We start from the raw sequence: 15673 nt of genomic DNA on the forward strand, positions 1-15673 counted from the left end.
ACGCGGGTCCGGCCAGCCTCTCCCGACTCCTTGGTGTCCACAGAAATGGAGTACGCGTACATGCAGGACCGCTACCGCGTCGTCACGGGGCCGCCGTGGTCCCCGTCGAGCGTCTCGGCCCAGGACCTCGAAGGCCTGGCCGCCGCGCTCAACGCCTTGGACCACCCAGCCGTCACCGCCCTCAACGACCTCACGGCCGACATGGTGGAACTGGCCTTCAACTCCCTGCGTCCGAAGGAACGGCAGGCGTTGCTCGGCAGGCTGGGCATCCGCATAGCGGCCCCCCGACGGGTGAGCAACGCCCTGTGCCAGGACGTTCTCGCCAGGCTGCGGCGTGAGGCACGGCAGCACACCTGCACATGTGGAATCAAAGAACTCACGGTCACCGTGATGAATCAGGTGGGCAGCTTCGTCATCGCGCAGGACGGCGAGACGGTTTCCGACCCCGTTGCCCGGTGGGGTGCGACGCTTGTCCGGGCCACGGTGTTCGCGTGGTGCAACGCCTCCGTCACCGACGCCCACATCCTCGCGTGGGCGGCGGAGCAGGACTGGTTCGCGGTGACGGCCGATGACAAGGAGACGGCTCAGCTCGCCGCTGTCGGTGCCGCGGCGCGGTCCATCGTGGAGGCGAACCCGGACGTCGCCCCCGGAGCAGCGGAAGGCGACGAACCGCCGGTCGCGGGCGACGGGAATCCTGTGCGCGCTGCCGTCGCCGACCGGCCAAGCACACTTACCCCCACTCCCGGGATCGTGGTACCCGGCCCCCGCACCTCTCACGAGACGACCGCGACGGCGTCCGACAGCGCCCGAACCGATGAGGGGACGGATCCGGAATCGGCCTGCCGACAGTTGCAGTCGGCCCTCGCGCAAGCCCGGCAAGCCGCGGAGAAGGTGACCAGTGCGATCCGGGACGGCTGCCCCCCGCAGGAGGAGGACCTGGCCCCGCTGGCCGCGCTAGGTGCCGCCTTCGACCGCGTCGACGCGGTGCTCCGCACGGCGGGAATCGAGGGGGTGCCTCGCCGCATGGAGGATATGACGTGCGCCGTACGCGCGCACCGGGCTGCGCACGAGCGCGATCTCCGGGCACGGGAGCCACTGCGGGAACTGTTGGATGTCGCCCCCCGCTCGGACAGCTCCGCCGCTGCCGCCTCTGCGGCTGAGGCCGTGCGCGGCGCGGCCCGCCGCCTGCTGGACACACCGGTGTGGGAGGAGCCGCAACGGGAGGAAAGCGCAGCGCTGGCCGCCTTGGCCCGGCTCATCAGGCTGGGCCGACAGGCGGAGGCCGCGGCGGAAATCCTGGTTCTGCAAGAGCAGGTCGTGCGGGTGCTGCCTACGTGTGCCATGGCGGTGGTCATGGCCCCAGAGCTGACGTTGGCTCAGCCGGAGGACGCCGGCCGCGAACCCACGGGGGCTGGGGCGGACGGAACCCCTCAGCGCGCCGACGCCGAGACGACCGTGGAGTACGCGGCCGTACCGCCGGCCGGGCAAACGGCGGAGAGCGTTGGCCGATCCACCAAGGAGACCGCGCCCGAGCATGCCTCCAAGCCGGAAGCCGCGACGGCCCCTGAGCCGGCCTATGCCCACGACGCAGAGGCTGCGCCACCTGCGGACACCGACCCGGTACCGCTCACGGACCCGGAAGCGCCCGCCCTGACAACGGCCCGGGAGCCGGTCCACGCTGCCGATGCGCATGCCACGCCTCCCGCCGCGAGCGACCCGGCACCCCTCACGGGCCCGGGCGGGCCCGTCTCGGTGTCCGCCGCACCTACCACCTGTCTCAAGGAGGACACGCCCGTCCGGGAAGCGGGGCCAGCCGTGGGTGACGCCTCCGACGACGCCGTAGCCGAGCGGGCGTTGGCGCAGCTGGTCGCGGATCGACGCTTTGGACTCGCCCACCATCTGGCGCGGGCCACCGGCCACCCCGAGCCCCAAGTGGCGGCGCTCCGCCTGGCAGGTGGCGCCGCGCTGCTCACATCCGGTGACAGCCAGGGCGCCCGGCTGACGGCGGACCTGCTCCAGCAGTACGGCGGATACGCGGGCCACCACACCGAGGGCAACGAACTCCTCGTGCTACCTGCCCTGCTGCGTACCGCACTGATCACCGGCGACCACTCGGCAGGCGCTCAGCTCAAGGCGCTGGCACCCCGACTCCCGGACCGGCTCGCGGAGGCGGCGACCACCGTCGCGGACCGTGCCCTCAGCGGTGCCCTGATGATCGGTTCCCCGCTGGTCGCCGACGTCGCTGAGACGGAGGTCCGGCTGCGGGAGCTGCGTGAGCAGAGCCGTGCCCTGCTCGTGCCACAGAGGCTGCGGTTCGCGCGGGCGACGGAGATCGCCAAGCGTTGGCTCGCCCCCGACGACGGGATGCTCGGATCGCTGCTCATGACCGTCGTCGGCGACAACCGCGACGCGATACAGCGGGTGCGGGAGCAGGCCGAGCGGCTGGCGAAACTGGCCGAGGTCAACAGCGAGATCGACCGCATGGACCGCAGACACCGCTCGCCCAGCGGCAAGCCGCTGCAGGGCTCAGGGCGGCATGATCTGGTGCACTTGGTGGAGCGCGCCGTCAGCCTGGTCAAGGAGTGGTGCCTGGCGGTCGAAGGTACCCGTCGCGGCCACCGTTCCGACGGCAACCGGGCGGCCAAGGAGATCTCCTCCCTGCGCCAGTCCCTGCTGGACGGCAGGGAGGCTGCGCTGAGCGAGCTGGAGCAGATGGCGCGGCGCGCGGGCGCCATCGCCGCCGCAACGGCCTGGGCGGCCCGCGCATCAATGGAGGAACTGTTCGCGATGCTGGCTGGTGGCACCGTGACCAGGCGTTCCGGCGCTCCGGTCGACCCAGAAATCGTCCTGGACGCGGAACTGCTGAAGGTGTGTGACACCTGTGACGAGCGGCCGTCGCTCGACGAGCTGCTGACCGCGGTCGACAGGAGCTGGCAGGACGCCCTCGACGAGCGACTCTCCCACGACGCCTTCACCGCGGTCCGTAGCATCGTAGAGCTGGCCGGACAAGAGTTGCTGCCCGCCGCCCGGGCTGGTGAGTTCGTCCCGCCCGCGGACGCTGAGATCGACGACCGGGAAGCCGTCCGGCGCACGGAGTTGCGGAAGACACACGCCGAACTCGTCGCCGAGGTGCACCGCGCGCAGGCCGACGGTGCCGTGACCGAGGATCAGGACTTGGGCCTACAGGAGCTGCTGGCCGACGCCCATGACCGCCTCGAAGGCGGCGACCGGCACGACCTGCTGGACGTGCGGCGGGCGCTCGACACGGTGCGAAGTGACCTGCCCGCCTTCCGGCAGCAAGCGTCCGACCGGATCCGCGCCCGGCTCGATGCCCTGGACCCCACCGCGGAGGAGCGGGCCCAGGTGCTGCGGCGCCTGGAGACGAACGACCTGGCTACCGCCGCCGACCTCGTCTACTTCCTGGAAATCGGCGAACCCGTCCCGGAGATCGAGGGAGGCGAGTCCCACCTGCCCGACTTCTTCCCGGCTGTGCCCGACGGCCTGCCGGGAGGCATCGACCATGACCTCGTCGAACTGGTCCGGTCCGGCGGTAAGCATCCGACGCTTCCCGTCCTGGACTACGGCGGCCTCTCCACAGACGAGGCGGCACTCGCGGCCGAGGCCCTCGACGAGTGGCGCGCGCTGGCCGCCGTCGAGCGGAAGGACCGGCTCCAAGTGGCTCCGACGAGACAGGTGCCCCCGCTCCTCAAGCTCCTCGGGTACGACGCCAAGAGCGCCAGGCCGCTTGACGACAGGTCCCAGCACCGGCGGGAATACCGTCTCTTCGAAGCTACCGGAGTGGAGATCAACGGCAGGGCGAAGGCGCCCGCGTTCGGCTCACAGATCAGGGAGCAGGGCGGCAACCTGCGGGTGATGATGGTCTGGGGCAAACCGCCTGCCAAGGTCGTCATGAGCTGGGCAGAGCGCGACACCAGCGATGCGAGCCTCCTCGTCGTCTACTTCGGCACGCTGAGCCGCGAGGCCCGCGTCGAACTCGCTGTCGGCTCAAGCCGGTTGCAGCCGCTGCTGGTCGTGGACGACGCCGCCCTCGCCTATCTCGCTGCCCGCGGCAATCGCCAGGTCAGCACCGCCACGCAGACACTGCTGCCCTTCTCGGGCGTCAACCCGTACATCAGGGAGAAGCGCGGCCGGATCGGCGGCGAGATGTTCTACGGCCGTGACGCCGAACGCAAGAGCATCCTCGACCCGCGCGGCACCCAGGTCATCTACGGCGGCCGGGGACTCGGTAAGTCGGCACTGCTCGCCGACGCCGGGGAACGGTTCACGGAGCAACGCCCCGGCTACCACCAGGCGGTGTACGTCAACCTCGACCAGGAGAACATCGGCAAAGGCAGCTCGTTCGGTCCGGTGACGCTGTGGAGCGTCCTGGAGCGGGAGCTGACCGAGGCGCAGGTACTCGACGACCGGCCGCAGGGGCGAAGGAAACGGCAGGAGATCTCCGAGCGGGTACGCGTCGGCATCCGCACATGGCTGGACGGGGACTCGCGCCGCCGTCTGCTGGTCCTGCTCGATGAGTGCGACCAGTTCTTCGAGGCGGACGCCCCGCGCTTCGATCAGACCAAGAAACTCAAGGGCCTCGGGTCCGACACAAAGGACCGCGCCAAGGTCGTCTTCGCCGGACTGCACTCCGTGCAGCGCTTCTCCAAACTCGCGAGCAACGGGCCGTTCGGCCACCTCGCGCAGACCCCGAAGGTGATCGGTCCGCTGGCTCCCCAGTCCGCGGCCGAGCTGCTGGTCGAGCCGATGCGGGCGCTCGGGTTCGAGTTCAAGAACCTCGATCTCGTCAACCGGGTGCTCGGCTACTGCTCCTACCAGCCCTTCCTGCTCCAGATGTTCGGGCACCGGCTGGTCGAGCTGATGCACCGCAAGCGGGCGCGGCGCGGAGCCGAGGGACCCCCTTATGAGGTAGAGGTGACCGACATCGAGGTCGTGGAGTCGGACGCCGCGCTCAGAGACGGCATCTCGGCGGCTTTCAAGGACACGCTGAGCCTTGACCACCGCTACGACGTGATCGCCAACGTGCTGGCGTACCACGCCCGCCATCACGGCCTTGAGGTGCGGCTGAGCGACACCGAGCTGCGCGAGGAGTGCGAGACATACTGGCGCATGGGGTTCGAACAGCTCGACACCGAGGGTTTCCGCGCGTACCTCTCCGAGATGGTCGGCCTCGGTATCCTCGCGCCCAACCACGACGGCCTGGGCTGGCATCTGCGCGGACCCAACGCCCTGCGCATGATCGGGACCTCCCACGAGGTGGAGGCCCGCCTGCTCAGGGCCGAACAGGACTGTGAACTCCAGGAAAGCATCGTGCAGGAAGGCCGCCCAGAACTCCCCGACGGCCAGCCGGCTCCGCTGACCAACACTCAGCTCGACGACCTCCTGGGCGAGCGGTCCAGCCGGACCAGGGTCGTCCTCGGCACATCTGCTACCGGAGTCACCGACGTCGCCCGGACCTTGCGTACGATCGCCGGACCGATCGATGGCTGGACGCTGCCGCCCGTCGGCAAGCCCAGCGTCTACAAGCAGGAGCTCACCGGAGGGCGCCCTCGCGAACGACGTGTCGTCATCAGTGACTTCGTCAACTACCGGGACCCGGTGCGGCCTGAGACGTGCCGGGAGGCCGTCGACCTGGCCGAGATGCTGCTGCCCGTCACCCCGGGAGTCACCCGCGCGGTCGTCCTCGTCACCGACACCAACCAACTGGCCCTGTGGCGGACCCTACTGACGGGAACCGAACCCACCTCGGCCGCCCCGGTGGTCCTGCGCCGTCACGACCGCCGCAGCCTGCGGGGCTGGACTCAGCGTGTCAACATGTTCCACACGGAGGACCGCCTGGACCGTCTCCACGAGCTGACCGGCGGCTGGCCGCTCTTGGTCAGCCGAGCACATCTCCTGCATGGCGAACTGGGCGACCCCGACGAGGTGTTGCGCCGCCTGGCAAACCTACGCACGGACCGGGCCGAGGCCCGGGCCTTGGCCGAGGCGACCGGCGTGTACGCGGACCCGCTGCTTGCCGCCGGGTACCGGGCCCTCGACGACGAGTTCAAGGACGGCCCTTTCGATCTGGAGGCCGCGGTGACTGCTGTGGCGCTCAAGATCGAGGACGAGGGGCGGTGGATCGTCAACTGCCTCGACGCTCTTCAGGTGTTCGACCACGAGGACACCCAATTGCGCCTGGAACCGCTGTTGCGCCAGTGCGTGGCGTTCCGCATGTGACGGTGCGTGACACCGGTCCGGCCGCCCGCATGTCCGGGCGGCCGGTCGCCTTCCACGGTCGCCTTGCCGATAACCGACCGGACACGGCGAGGCAGACTCTGGACTGCCAGGGCCGTCCCATGACGGGCCGCGCGTTCGGCTGACGCCGGACCCGACGTACGTATCCCCGCGACGCTCTGCCCTGTTCATGCCGCCTTCACTACAGCCGAGGCCCTGGAGACCAGGTTCATAGGCGCGCACGAGGGATGACCCCAGTTGGTCACCCGCCCCGATGGGGCCGCAGCTTGCCCGGCGTGCTTGGTGTGACAAGCTCGCGACCTCGTTTGCAGCTGTGATCTCGTCCGGACGCGATCAGTCGATGTCCGGATCACCAGCCTCTTCAAGGAGCCGGGACGCGAGGTCTTCGGCCCACTCCAAGGCCCATGTGCGGAGAGCACTGATGGTGGCCTCGTCCAGGCCGTAGGCAGTGAAGGCTTCGTCGTCGGTCCACTCGGCGCCCGTGAGGTTCGACTGCAGATCCTCACGCTCGAAGCGGCCACGCGCGTGGCGGCGGCCGAACTCCTCGAGCTCGGCATTGCTCCAGCGGCGGGAGGCCGCGAACACGTCGATCAGGTCGCGGGGCGCCCCGCGGTCGGCGAGGGCGCGGACTTTGGTCCCGATCACGTCCTCCTCCGCGAGGACGGGCCCGTACCGGCTTTGGGTGACCGGCCGCCAGAAGATCTCCTTGAGAATGTCGACCTCACATTCCTGCCCGGTGGCCGGGTCCGTCACGGTGAAGCGGGCGGACAGCGGGGCGGTCTCCAGCGCGTGCACCTTCCAGCCGCGGGCTTCCAGGCCGGCGCGGAGCGTGGCGGCGATGTCGGCCATGGGCGCCGGGTTCTCGGTGGCGACATCGAGGTCCTGGCTCGGGCGGTTCACGAGGCGGTGCGCCCGCACGGCATACCCGCCGGTGAGAACCAGGGGATACGGGGAGCCGAGAGCGATCACATCCGCCAGGAGCCGTGCGTGCAGCTCCGGCATGTCTGTCACGCGGCCGCCCGGGTGCGGGACGCCAGCTTAGGGAAGGCGTCTTCCCACACGGCGCGCACGGTACGGCCGACGAGTGTTCGCAGCACCGGCCACAACTGGAGGAGCAGATCCTGGTTGAGGTACCGGGGCAGGTCATCGCGCAGACCCTCGTGCAGGACAGTGCGGTACAGGCCCATGCGCTGGCGAGGCTTGCTCATGTCGTACGAGGTCATCCCCGACCAAGCCATGTGCAGTGGCAGCTCCACGACCCCCTGGGTCGGGCCATGCAACTCGTTTAGCGACTCCGGCAGCCGGAGCCGAAACTTCTCCCGGTACAGCGCGAGGTCCTCGGCGACTGCGCCCGAGATGTCGCTCGGCGTGGGTGAGGCGGGCTGTGAGCTGGAGGGCATGACTCCATTATGGCGGTCTGAGAAGCGGTGCGGGTCATGATGTTCGAGCCTGCGTCCAGAGCGAGCGGGAGCGGGCTTGTGCAGGTGAGCTGGTCGTGGCGGCCTCTTCCGCCCGAAGAGGAGGGATGGACTGTTGGTCATGACGCTCTGGGCGCCGGCACCCGGAACAGAGAGTCGATATCCGGCTCTGACCTGGGCTTTTCTGTGACTCGCCCAGGCCGACATCTTCCCGATGACGCACCACGTGGAGTGCGTGGCGATTCTGGAGCCGGTGAAGAAGGACGACTGACCTGCGGCTTCGTGGGTGTGCTTTACGTGCGGTGCGGGCGTTGCGGGCGGAATTCTGATGTTGGAACTGCTCGGGCCTGACGCAGGCGGCCTGGAAGGCGGGCGTCTTCCTCTGCTCCGGCATCAGCCACGTTGGCCTCTGCATCGGCAACGGCCAGAGGATCCACGCCCCGCGCCCCGGCGCGCCGGTCCGGGTGGCCCCGATCGGCCGGATGCCGTTCGCGGGGCGACCCGGCCGGCGTGGGCAGGGCGGGGTGGGCGGCTCAAGCAGGGCAGGCGTACGTACGCACGCGTCTGCGCGGTTCAGGCGGGTGGCCGGAGGTGTGATCAGACTTTGATGCGGGCTGCCAGTGCCTGGTATTCGTCGCTCGGGGTGAGGTCCAGTTCTGTGCCGATGAACCGCGCGTACTCCTGATACACGCGCCATGCGGTGGCGTTGTCGTTGCGTTCGAGGAACGCGGCGGTCACGGTCCGGTAAGGGGACTCGTGGAGGTGGTCGATCTTGGTCGCAGCGACTGCCATCTCGATCGACAGGAGCGTGTTGTCAGCGGCGAGAAGGACCGCCGCAAGGGCGTCGAGGGCGAGGAGACGGGTGTGGTTCCATTCCGTCTGCAGTGTGTGGACCTCGTCCGACGACTCGCCGACGAGGACGGGTGTCTTCAACGGCTGCCACCGCTCGGGCGGCGAATCCGCGATCTCCTGCTTCGACAGGGTTTGACGGAGGACGGAGTCGGCAACGTCCCAGGCGGTGTACAGGTCCACGCTCCCTGCCTCCCGGGAGAGGCCGACGCGGCCCTGAGAGACGGTCAGTACCGCTTCGTGGGGGAACATGTGGTTGATTCGCCACAGCAGGTTCCGCAGTCGTTTCAGGCGCGGCACCTCCGGCACGTCGGGCCATAAGCGGGCCGCGAGTGCGGCACGCGGCATGGGATGCCGTTCCAGAGCGACGAGGATGATCGCGGTGCGTGGCAGCTCGGGTACGGGTTGAGGTCTCTGATCGCGGGTGAATTGAAAACTCGGCATGAGCTGAATGTCGATCACGCGGCCCCCATGTGTTGTGCATACCGGGGGTGGTCACTCCCCGGCGTGGAAGGCCGGCAGGGTGGTCAGCCTTCCTGGCCCTCCACGTTGATGGTGTGGTTCAGCCCTGCGCCAGAAGCTGCCCGCGGGCCAGCTCCCGGTAGAACTCGTCTGTGTCCATGAGTTCGGCGTGAGTGCCGACGGACCGGACGCCTCCACCGGCAAGGACGATGATCCGGTCCGACGCTACAACGGTGGACAGCCGGTGGGCGACCACAATGGTTGTCGCCCGGTCGGCCACGGCGTCGAACGCCTCCTGCAAGGCCTGCTCGTTGGGGGAGTCGAGTTGCGAGGTGGCTTCGTCGAGGAGGATGAGGCCTGGGCGGCGCAGGAGGAGGCGGGCGGCGGCGACACGCTGGCGTTCCCCGCCGGAGAGTTGTGAACCGCGTTCCCCTACGGGGGAATCGAGGCCATCGGGAAGACCGCGCACGATGTGGTCGAGACGCACAGCGCGGACGACCTCCGCCAACTCCTCCGCCGGTACGTCCCGGTGGGTGCCGTACAGCAGGTTCTCACGGAGGGTTCCGGCGAGGACGGGCGCAGCCTGTTCCACATACCCGATGCGGGCGCGAAGCGGGTTGAGGGGGAGGGTGGCGAGGTCCTGGCCGTCGAGGAGTATGCGGCCGGCGGTGGGGTCGTAGAAGCGTTCCAGCAGGTTGAGAACGGTGGTCTTGCCGACACCGGAGGGGCCGACGATCGCCGTCTTCATTCCCGCGTCGATGCGGAACGACACCTCGGACAACACAGGCTCGTCGGTGCGGTAGGTGAAGGTGACCCGGTCGAACTCCACACTCGGCGGTGACCCCTCGCGCCCTGCCTCTTGCCGGGGTGAGCGTTCGGTCACGGTCACCGTCTCGGGGCTGGTGACGGTGACGGTGTCCGGAAACTCGGTGTCCATCGTGTCCGCCTCCATGATGCGAGCGGCGGCCGCGAACGCCTTCTGCAACTGCGACACCGCGGCGGTGATCACCATGAGCGGGGAGCCGAGATACATGACGTAGAGGAGGAAGGCGATGAGGTCGGCGGCAGGCAGAGTGCCGCTGGCGACGCGGTAGCCGCCGACGCCGAGGACGACGAGGAAGGAGAGCTGCATGGCCAACGCGGTGCCGACGCTGATGAACGCGTCGAGTTTCACGGTGCGGACACCGGCGGTGTAGGCACTCTGGGCGTGGCCTCCGATGCGGCCCGCCTCGGTGTCCTGCATCACCCCTGCCTTCACCGTACGAATGGCGCTGAGGGCGCGTTCGAGGGAGGAGGTCATGTGGCCGACATGTTCCTGCGCCGTGTGTGTCGAATCCCTGATACGGCTCAGGGCGGGCGCGACGACAAGGGTGACGACGGCGATGACGGCGAGTACCACGACCAGGAGGATCCAGTCGAGGTAGACCATGAGGGCGATCGCCCCGATGACGGTCACGACGCCGGGCAGGGCGTCGAGGACATTGGCGGTGAGGACCGAGCGCAACAGCGTGGTGTCCGAGCCGGCTTTGGACAGCAGGTCACCGGTCTGCCTGCGGTCGTACTCCGCCACCTTGAGGTGGAGGAGACGCTGGATGAGGCGCAGACGGAGGCCGAGAACCATGCGCTCCCCGGCGCGTTCGAGGATGAAGAGCTGAAGGCCCGACATGACAGCGCCGGCGAGAACGAGGGCGATGAGGGTCAGCATCGGCCCCATCAGGCCGTTCTTGTCGGCGACCGCGTCGAGGATTATGCGAGCGGCCATGGGCTGGGCAAGGGCGCCGAGGGAGCCGGCCAGGCCGAGGAAGAGGCCAAAGATGATGGACTTCCGGTGCGGGCGGGCCAGTCGCAGCAGGACTTTCAGCCCGATGTCCTGTTCCTCTTCCTCGGCATTGTTCGTATCCACGTCGTTCCCCGCCTCTTCCACAGTCCCCTCCTTCGCGGCCGACACCGTCATACGGGCATGAGGAGCCGGATGCGGCGGTTGGTCACCTTGATCTGCCAGACCCAGGCCATGAGGTCCATGACGCCGTCACGGAATACAATCCTGCCGTCCCGGACCCGCCAGTAGGTGAAGCCCTTGGCATCGACGGGGAAGCTGCCCCGGTCGTCGTGGAAGGTGCCGGTCAGACGCCATTCCCACACGACCTGCTCGCCCTCAACGATCACCTGTCCGACGGTCAGGTGGTGGTCGGGGATGCGGGTCAGTACGTCGGCGACGCGTTCCACCAGCTCGGCGCGGGTGGCTTGGGTGACGTTCTCGTCCCCGCCGAACTCCGTCACGTCCGGGGCGTATTCGGCGACGGCGGACGTGTCGTGATCGTTCCACACCCGCTGCGCATAGTCATGAACGATGCGCCGCACATCGTCGGCCGTGTGGTTCATGCGTGGCCACCGTCCTGCGGCATCTGCGGGGTGGGGTAGCCGATCTGCTTCAAGAACTCCGCAACGTCACTCTGTGTCGTCTCTTCTACGATCTTCCCGTCCTGGACGGTACTGATCGTCATGCCGGCCACCGATATCTGCGCCAACTGCGGTATTTCCCGCGCCAACTGCCGCATGTTCGGCATCAGCATGCCGGTGTCGGCAATGGTTCCGCTGAGCGTCCAGTGCCAGGCGACACGGTCGTCCTCCGACACCGTGCTCAAAACCGTCATCGTCGCGTCGGCGTACATGCCGCGCCAGCGCGCGGTCTCCTGCCGCAGCGTCTCCAGCCCGATGATGGGAGGTTCCCCGCCGAGCCCGTACATGCGGACATCGGGGGCCATGAACCGGCCGAGCTGGTCGATCTGCCCCTTGTTCCAGATGGTTTCGGCGTAGTCATGGATCAACTCGGCGTTTCTGTACGTCATTTACGCTTTTCCGATCCCTTGGTGCTGATGTTCCGCGGTGCCGGGCTTCCCAGGCCGTGGAGGCTGAGGAGCTTGATCAGGTCCTCCATCGGCGCCGGCCCTCCCTCCTCCACCTGCCCACTGGTGACGCTGAGCGCCTTGCCGGAGGACGCGACGACGTATCCGTCGGAGTGGAGGGTCTGCAGGATCCGGCGCGTAGCCGGCTTGTTCACCGCGCCGGTCGGTATGGACGGAGCCAGAACGACGGTGGTACCTGCCGAAAGGATGACGGAGGTGGCGAGGTCGTCGGAGATCCCCGCGGCGAGTTTGGCGCAGAAGTTGAGAGTGGCGGGGAAGACAAGGAGCGTGTCCGCCCAGCCCGCCAGTCGGACGTGCTCTGCTCCACCACTCTGGTCATCGTCCCACTCCGGGCCGTGGACCCGCTGCCCGCTAATGGCCGAAAGGGCATGGGCGGACACCATCGTGGACGCCTGCCGGGTGAGGACGATGCGCACCTCGGCCCGGAAGTGTTCACGGAGAATGGTCGTCCACATGGGGCTGTCCGCCGCGGCGATGCCACCGGTGACGATGTAGAGCAGGCGGCGGGGCCGGTCGGTGCCGGTCATATTCCGGCATCCCTCAGCAAGCCGGCGACCTGTGCGTCCTGCAGTTGCAGGACGCGCGCCACCTCGGCTACCGCCTCTTCGCCACGCCTGCCGTCGGCCAGCGCCTTCACGATCGTCTCGGCGCGGCGCATGCCCATACTCGCCTGCGGGTCCTCGCCCTCCTGGGGCACCGCCACACTGACCCCCTCGGACACGGCGACGGCGAATCCGGCAGTGTGGGCACCCAACTCGGCGGCCGGCAGCACTCGCGCGGTCTCCGTGAGGAGGCCGGGGAGATCATGGGGACGGCAGTACAGCACGACGCCGTCGGGCCGGCCGCGTTCCGCCGCACGGCGGATGATTTTGGAGGAGAACACGTACGCCAGTTCGTCGAGGCGGGCCACCAAGGCGCTCCACCACCGCCCCCGCTCCTGTCCGGGCAGCGACAGGTAGATGCGAACGGTCAGGTCTTCGTCGTCTCCGGGCCGGTTACGGCCGTGAAACCAAAGCCAGCCGTTCATGACCCCGGGCTCCAGACCGGGCAGCCGCAGCGTTACCCGCCCGGCGTCCACCCTCTCGATGTCGCCGAACGCGGCGGTCACGGTCAGGCCGTCATCGCGCCGCAACACCCACCGCCCGTCGCCGAGGGCGGCATGGTACGTCCAGCCGGTGGAGGACCGGTAGCGGTCGGCCAAGCATGCACGGGCCGTGTCCAGCAGGGTTGCGTCGTCGCCATGGCCGGCGTCCGCGGGGACGGTGCCGGCGAGGTGGAAGCGCCGGTATATCTCCCCCCTTGCCTCCGCCTCCTCCCTGGCTGCGAGGTCGTCCAGCACGTCGGGGGTGTTCAGGATCCGTGAAATGACCGCGGCTGTCATGTGAACCTCCCAAGGAATACGTGCGGCCGTGCGGCCATGTTGGAGGCGACCTTCACCAGCAGTTTGGGCAGCCGGTCGAACTCGAAGGTCGTCTGCGTATACGACAGTGCGCGGCACAGGAGGGCGTAGGCGGTCATATGGGCCATGCGGCGCGGGTCCACACCGGGGGCGGACGAAACGGTGCGGTAGGCGGTGAGGAAGGCGGCAATCGCCGACCACGCCTTCTGCGTCCCCTCGTCCACGCGCTCCAGCAACTCCCGCGCCTCACCACCCGCCTCCCGGACAACGGCGCGCCGGATCGTCTCGGTGAGGAGGGAACCGGCCAGGGCGCCCAGATCGTGTTCGGGCATGCCCCGGCCAGCGCACTCCCAGTCGATGAGACGTACGACCGTCCCGTCAGCGGTGGCCAGGATGTTGTCGAACTTCAAGTCGCCGTGCAGGAAGACCTGCCGGTCCTCCACCGCGTCGAGGGTGTCAGCGAGAAGTACGTCGAAGCCGTGGTGGTGGATACGCGCCGCCAAATCAACTGTTCCGGCAGAGAGTTCACCAAGAGAGCGTACGGGGATCGGATCCAGCGGTGGATGTTCCCCCGCCGCCTTCGGCAGCCACGCCCACTCGTCCCCCGACATATCCTGCCCGTGCAACTCCCCGACGGCCCTGCCCGCCGCCGCCGCGGCCATGTTGAGGGTGCCGGGGGAGTCGAGAAGCGCGTCCAGCGTTTGTTCGGCGTAGAAGGCCGTAGTGAGGCAGTCACTGGTACACGACAACGGGGCTGCCACCGGCGCGGTCGCCTCCGCCGGGTAGCAGGCGGCGGCCGCGGATTGGAGGGCTGCCTCGACGAACAGACCGCGCCGGGTCACCTCCCCGTCCGCGCGGTGGTTCTTCACCACCACGTTCACCCCCGACTCGACCCGGCGCCGCACATGAGGCCGGTTGCCGAGGATGTCACCGGTCAACGAACTGCCTTGAACTCGATCACCGAACGCACCTCCGACACTCGCGCCTGTCCGGTCACGTCGAGCCCGGCGGCCCTGCCGAGGGACTTCAGGTCGTCGACGGTGCGGTCCGGATGTCCCATACTCGCCTCGATCCACAGGGCCGCCATGGACCGCTCCACCGCATCCCCCTCCACGGGTGGCGCCAGATGGATCTCGGCCAGAAGGACGCGTCCGGCGGGGCCGGCCGCGGTGGCGCAGTTCCGCAAAATGTCGACCGCCTGCTCATCACTCCAGTCGGCGAGGATGGCGGACAGGAGGTAGACGTCCTTCCCTGTCGGCAGAGGGTCGAAGAAGCTGGCGCCCACCACCGTTGACCGCTCGCCGAGCCCCGCCTCACGCAGGTTGTGGGCGGCCATGTCCGCGAATTTGGGGAGGTCGAGGAGAGTGCCGTGGAGATGCGGATGGGCTTCAAGGAGGGCTTGGAGGAGCGCGCCGCTGTTTCCCCCCACATCCACCACGCTGTTCACCGCGGACCACTCGTAGCCGTCGATGACGAGTTCGGAACCGAAGCTCGCCGTGTTCCTTTCGAACGCCTCAAGCCCGGCCACGGGTACGGAAGTCTCGTTGAGGTCGTCCCACACGGTCCTCCCCCGCGCCCCCTCATATGCCGCCTGCCCCGTCCGCACGGTGTGCAGAAGGTGCGTGATCGACATCTCCGTACGCCCGGCGATGTTGTCGAGGTCGAACATGGGGCGGATGCCGAGTTCGTCCCACTCACTCAGCAGCGGGGTGGCGAGGTCGTTGAGCGCATACCGGCCCTGGTCGCAACGCATGACGCCGAGAGCGGCCAAGTGGTCCATCACCTTCCCCAACGGCCGTCCAAGACACCCCGTGGCACGGGCCAGGGCAGGGACCGTATCGACCCCCGCGGCGACATGGTCGGCCAGGTGGAGTGTGGCGGCGACACGCAAGGCCATGGGGGTGATGAGATCTGCCATCTGCAACAGCTGGTCGCTGCTCGCCTCTACTGACACGGACCAATATCCCTTCCCACACCGGCAACCCCGCCCCACGGGCGTGCGTCACCGGCTGCGAGCCGTTGTTGAAGAGCTGACCGGACCCGGTCCAACGGGTCCGGCCAACCGTTCGCTACCTGCTACCTGCTACCAGTCAGTGGTCAGCACTTGCGGACGACGGATATACGGGTCGCGGTGCCCGCGCACGGGAGGGTCGTCATGACCATTCCGTCGTTGTCGTTGATGCTGACCGGCTCAGTCATCCCGTCAAGCTGCTCCTCCATGTCACCGAAGAGAGCTTCCAAGTTCGTGATGTCCGTCTGAATTGCCTGCATGGTCAGTTCCTTCCATCGAGGACTGTGCTCCGGCCAAAGGAGGCCACGGCACGAATGTCTCTGATCAGGGACACAGGTCGGATTCAAACAAT

General features: G+C 68.4%; 12 protein-coding genes and 1 pseudogene. 2 read left to right on the top strand and 11 right to left on the bottom strand.

Annotation, left to right across the window (positions count from 1 at the left end; translation table 11 throughout):
• Positions 1–60: 60 nt before the first annotated feature.
• Positions 61–6237 carry a hypothetical protein gene (locus AC1P0E_RS25950; RefSeq protein ID WP_482745901.1) on the top strand — a complete coding sequence of 2059 codons (6177 nt, stop codon included), beginning with the start codon at positions 61–63 and terminating at the stop codon, positions 6235–6237.
• Positions 6238–6588: 351 nt separating this feature from the next.
• Here the strand turns inward: AC1P0E_RS25950 and AC1P0E_RS25955 are convergent, their stop codons facing one another.
• Complete coding sequence (locus AC1P0E_RS25955) at positions 6589–7257, bottom strand: nucleotidyl transferase AbiEii/AbiGii toxin family protein (protein WP_482745902.1); 669 nt, start codon at positions 7255–7257, stop codon at positions 6589–6591.
• A gap of 5 nt (positions 7258–7262) precedes the next feature.
• The gene (locus tag AC1P0E_RS25960) at positions 7263–7655 is read right to left on the bottom strand and encodes a hypothetical protein (protein ID WP_482744517.1); all 393 of its coding nucleotides are present in this window, start codon (positions 7653–7655) and stop codon (positions 7263–7265) included.
• Positions 7656–8005: 350 nt separating this feature from the next.
• Between AC1P0E_RS25960 and AC1P0E_RS25965 the strand changes: the two are divergent.
• A pseudogene (locus AC1P0E_RS25965) lies at positions 8006–8170 on the top strand (NlpC/P60 family protein); the annotation flags it as partial.
• Positions 8171–8270: 100 nt separating this feature from the next.
• On the opposite strand, the gene AC1P0E_RS25970 reads toward AC1P0E_RS25965, so the two are convergent.
• The 9 genes from AC1P0E_RS25970 to AC1P0E_RS26010 all read right to left on the bottom strand — a co-directional run bounded on the left by AC1P0E_RS25970 (position 8271) and on the right by AC1P0E_RS26010 (position 15581).
• The gene (locus AC1P0E_RS25970; protein ID WP_482744518.1) at positions 8271–8966 is read right to left on the bottom strand and encodes an AfsR/SARP family transcriptional regulator; all 696 of its coding nucleotides are present in this window, start codon (positions 8964–8966) and stop codon (positions 8271–8273) included.
• Between the two features lie 118 nt (positions 8967–9084).
• Positions 9085–10887: an ABC transporter ATP-binding protein gene (locus tag AC1P0E_RS25975; RefSeq protein ID WP_482744519.1), complete on the bottom strand. Its 1803-nt coding sequence runs from the start codon at positions 10885–10887 to the stop codon at positions 9085–9087.
• 47 nt (positions 10888–10934) lie between these two features.
• On the bottom strand, positions 10935–11366 hold the full coding sequence (locus AC1P0E_RS25980) for an ester cyclase (RefSeq protein ID WP_482744520.1): 432 nt from the start codon (positions 11364–11366) through the stop codon (positions 10935–10937).
• Positions 11363–11833 carry an ester cyclase gene (locus AC1P0E_RS25985; protein ID WP_482744521.1) on the bottom strand — a complete coding sequence of 157 codons (471 nt, stop codon included), beginning with the start codon at positions 11831–11833 and terminating at the stop codon, positions 11363–11365. Before AC1P0E_RS25985 ends, AC1P0E_RS25980 begins: the two co-directional genes overlap by 4 nt.
• The gene (locus AC1P0E_RS25990) at positions 11830–12438 is read right to left on the bottom strand and encodes a flavoprotein (RefSeq protein WP_482744522.1); all 609 of its coding nucleotides are present in this window, start codon (positions 12436–12438) and stop codon (positions 11830–11832) included. Before AC1P0E_RS25990 ends, AC1P0E_RS25985 begins: the two co-directional genes overlap by 4 nt.
• On the bottom strand, positions 12435–13292 hold the full coding sequence (locus AC1P0E_RS25995; RefSeq protein WP_482744523.1) for a T3SS effector HopA1 family protein: 858 nt from the start codon (positions 13290–13292) through the stop codon (positions 12435–12437). Before AC1P0E_RS25995 ends, AC1P0E_RS25990 begins: the two co-directional genes overlap by 4 nt.
• The gene (locus AC1P0E_RS26000; protein ID WP_482744524.1) at positions 13289–14248 is read right to left on the bottom strand and encodes a phosphotransferase family protein; all 960 of its coding nucleotides are present in this window, start codon (positions 14246–14248) and stop codon (positions 13289–13291) included. Before AC1P0E_RS26000 ends, AC1P0E_RS25995 begins: the two co-directional genes overlap by 4 nt.
• Positions 14245–15264: a methyltransferase gene (locus tag AC1P0E_RS26005; protein ID WP_482744525.1), complete on the bottom strand. Its 1020-nt coding sequence runs from the start codon at positions 15262–15264 to the stop codon at positions 14245–14247. Before AC1P0E_RS26005 ends, AC1P0E_RS26000 begins: the two co-directional genes overlap by 4 nt.
• A 143-nt stretch (positions 15265–15407) precedes the next feature.
• The gene (locus tag AC1P0E_RS26010) at positions 15408–15581 is read right to left on the bottom strand and encodes a hypothetical protein (protein ID WP_170198261.1); all 174 of its coding nucleotides are present in this window, start codon (positions 15579–15581) and stop codon (positions 15408–15410) included.
• Positions 15582–15673 lie beyond the last annotated feature (92 nt).

This window comes from Streptomyces sp. TRD_SC_5 (assembly GCF_056836825.1).

Excerpts from the sequence above, each read along its gene's own strand:
- AC1P0E_RS25950 (WP_482745901.1), top strand. The coding sequence starts at position 61 with ATGCAGGACCGCTACCGCGTCGTCACGGGGCCGCCGTGGTCCCCGTCG.
- AC1P0E_RS25955 (WP_482745902.1), bottom strand. The coding sequence starts at position 7,257 with ATGCCGGAGCTGCACGCACGGCTCCTGGCGGATGTGATCGCTCTCGGC.
- AC1P0E_RS25960 (WP_482744517.1), bottom strand. The coding sequence starts at position 7,655 with ATGCCCTCCAGCTCACAGCCCGCCTCACCCACGCCGAGCGACATCTCG.
- AC1P0E_RS25970 (WP_482744518.1), bottom strand. The coding sequence starts at position 8,966 with ATGCCGAGTTTTCAATTCACCCGCGATCAGAGACCTCAACCCGTACCC.
- AC1P0E_RS25980 (WP_482744520.1), bottom strand. The coding sequence starts at position 11,366 with ATGAACCACACGGCCGACGATGTGCGGCGCATCGTTCATGACTATGCG.
- AC1P0E_RS25985 (WP_482744521.1), bottom strand. The coding sequence starts at position 11,833 with ATGACGTACAGAAACGCCGAGTTGATCCATGACTACGCCGAAACCATC.
- AC1P0E_RS25990 (WP_482744522.1), bottom strand. The coding sequence starts at position 12,438 with ATGACCGGCACCGACCGGCCCCGCCGCCTGCTCTACATCGTCACCGGT.
- AC1P0E_RS25995 (WP_482744523.1), bottom strand. The coding sequence starts at position 13,292 with ATGACAGCCGCGGTCATTTCACGGATCCTGAACACCCCCGACGTGCTG.
- AC1P0E_RS26010 (WP_170198261.1), bottom strand. The coding sequence starts at position 15,581 with ATGCAGGCAATTCAGACGGACATCACGAACTTGGAAGCTCTCTTCGGT.